Source organism: Intestinibacter sp., assembly GCF_051866655.1.
Classification (GTDB): domain Bacteria; phylum Bacillota; class Clostridia; order Peptostreptococcales; family Peptostreptococcaceae; genus Intestinibacter.
In genome coordinates this window covers 1-2,457 of record NZ_JBJDXL010000488.1, presented here as the reverse complement: position 1 = coordinate 2,457, position 2,457 = coordinate 1, and the positions used below count along the sequence as shown (strand labels likewise).

Sequence of the window (2,457 nt, the reverse complement as noted above, 5' to 3'; positions counted from 1 at the left end):
AGTTTTACCTAGAGCTAGCATAAGCTTAATTCTAGCTTTTTGGCCAGGTAAGTCCCCACCGAATATACATCCTATATTTTTTAAGTCACGTCCAGAGCCAAGGTATCCGTATGAATCATAAACTCTACCAGTTAAGCATCTAGAAACTAATACAACTTGTACTCCTTTTTCTCTTGCGTATTTTATTCCTTCAAATGCCTGAGGAGGTATATTTCCTCTACCCATACCTTCGATTACTATTCCTCTATATCCAGCATCGGTAGCGAATTTGATTAAATCATCTCCCATATCAAGTCCAGTTTTGATAAGAGCTACCTTTGGTTCGTATTTATCAGTATCTATAAAAGTCTTTTTAGAAGCATCTTTTAATAATACTAATTGGTTGCAGTCTATTATACCTAGAGAACCATGTGATGGAGCTTGGAATGTGTTTAAAGCAAGAGTATCTATTTTAGTAACCTCAGAAGCCATTAATACTTCGTTGTTCATAGCTACAAGCACGCCTTTGCCTCTAGCAGAATCTGATATAGCAGTACATACTGCAGCAGATAGGTTACTAGATCCATCGTATCCTAATTCAGAGCTACTTCTCATAGCACCAGTAACGACTACAGGTTTTTCGTTATTTATGACTAAGTCTAAGAAATAAGCAGTTTCTTCTAAGCTATCTGTTCCATGAGTTACAACAACACCGCATACATCATCTCTAGATAGAAGTTTGTTTATATATTGTTTTAGCTCCATTAATTTTTCAAAAGTCATATGAGGGCTAGGTATTTCATCGAAATTATGGCCTTCAATTGTTGCAACTTTATTTATATTAGTAGCTAGAGATAGGATTTCCTCTCCAGATAAACTAGGTATAGCAGCGCCTAGATCAGGATCTATAGTCATTGATATAGTACCGCCTGTGAAAACAACAGCTACCTTCTTTTTATTTTCCATAACGTACCTCCGAAAGATTATAATATATATTAATATTTTATAATATGTGGGTAATTATGTACATCTTTAAATTTTGGATAAATTTGGATTACGTTTTAATAAATATTAAGCGATATATTTTTATCGGAAAAAGTATTAATCAACTCTTGTAAAACTAATGTTGAAATTCCTCCAGCTGCCTCTATGCTTAGGTAGTGTTCAGCACTACTATTTAAAAGTATTTTACCTGAGCCATCTAATTCATCATCTGCAAACCATATATTTACAGTAACCGGGAAGTTAGGCAAGATTGAAAATTCTACACATAAATCTGCCTTTGATTTTATGATTTTTCCACCTAGTAACTCGCAGCCTTTTCTAACCTGATCTTCTGATTTGTTTCCTATATGTTGTCTGATAATAAACTCACATTTACGATCAAAGCTTGTACCGCGAACAACACCGCCATCTCTGAAATCAGATAAAGAAATCAGATTATTACCAAGAGGTGTGCCATCTGCTGTATCCATATATTGAAGAATAGTAAGATGGTACCACATATCTAGTTCTGGAGTTAGGTCGAAATCTGGATAAGTTATATGTATTTCTTTGCCTAAACTCGTAAAATGAAATTCTGATTTTTCCTCGTCAAACTCTATATTTGTTCTTTTTACTATGTCTTCTGGAGTATATTTGTGTAGCTTTTCTATTGCAGATTTTAGCATTTCTGAAAATTGACGATTTTCTTCTATAGCAGAAGGTTTCATGTTATTTTTCATATTTTCACCACCATTTCAGATAATTAAATTATTATAGATAAATTTTTTATTTAGTATTATTATAACATTTTTATTTAAATTAAGATGATACATGTTTGAGATTGCTAAAATTCGAGTATTAATTAAAAAAATATAAAAATTAAGGCGATTTTTTTTGAAAACAAAAGTCTTTATATATAGGGGGAGTTTGTAAATATATCTTAAAAATAAATATTTATTAAATTGAGGAAGGAGTTGTGATGAATCGAGTAGAGCGTTTGTGCAGACAATATACAAATTACATAGCTAAGATTGCAAAGAGCTTGTTTGATGATGAGAAATTAGTAGAGGATGTAGTACAAATCACATATTTAAAAATTGCCGAAAATATTGACAAAATAGAGGAAATAGACTCAAATAATATGAAATCATACATAAACTCTATAGTTAAAAATGTGGCAAGAGATATATATAAGATAAATAAAAAGGAAGAAAATAAAATTGATAAATTAAAAAGATCATTGGAGCATGGAGACATCGCAATAAAGAATAAATCTTTAGAGGAGGAAGTATTTTTAAAGATATATTTAGAGGGTATTTTAGATTGTCTAGAAGAAGATGAAAAGAAGATGATTTTATTAAAACAAGTATATGGTTACAAGAATAAAGAGATAGCTAAGATATTTAAGCTTAAAGAAAAAAATACATCTAAAAAATTGAATAATATAAAATTAAAATTGAAAAAGGAGATTATGAAACATGAAACTTAGAAAAG

The 2,457-nt window shown here is 30.6% G+C and carries 3 protein-coding genes; 1 reads left to right on the top strand and 2 read right to left on the bottom strand.

Annotated features, from left to right (window positions below; genetic code table 11):
* Together ACI3VO_RS14765 and ACI3VO_RS14760 are read right to left on the bottom strand one after the other, a co-directional pair.
* A partial coding sequence (locus ACI3VO_RS14765) for an asparaginase (RefSeq protein ID WP_439758649.1) occupies positions 1 to 945 on the bottom strand: 945 nt, incomplete at its 3' end.
* Between the two features lie 95 nt (positions 946 to 1,040).
* The gene (locus ACI3VO_RS14760) at positions 1,041 to 1,703 is read right to left on the bottom strand and encodes a DUF3786 domain-containing protein (protein ID WP_439758648.1); all 663 of its coding nucleotides are present in this window, start codon (positions 1,701 to 1,703) and stop codon (positions 1,041 to 1,043) included.
* Positions 1,704 to 1,942: 239 nt separating this feature from the next.
* Here ACI3VO_RS14760 and ACI3VO_RS14755 point away from each other — a divergent pair, with 239 nt between their 5' ends.
* Complete coding sequence (locus ACI3VO_RS14755; RefSeq protein WP_439758647.1) at positions 1,943 to 2,452, top strand: RNA polymerase sigma factor; 510 nt, start codon at positions 1,943 to 1,945, stop codon at positions 2,450 to 2,452.
* Positions 2,453 to 2,457 lie beyond the last annotated feature (5 nt).

Coding starts and splice junctions, on each gene's coding strand:
- ACI3VO_RS14755 (WP_439758647.1), top strand. CDS start 1,943: ATGAATCGAGTAGAGCGTTTGTGCAGACAATATACAAATTACATAGCT.
- ACI3VO_RS14760 (WP_439758648.1), bottom strand. CDS start 1,703: ATGAAAAATAACATGAAACCTTCTGCTATAGAAGAAAATCGTCAATTT.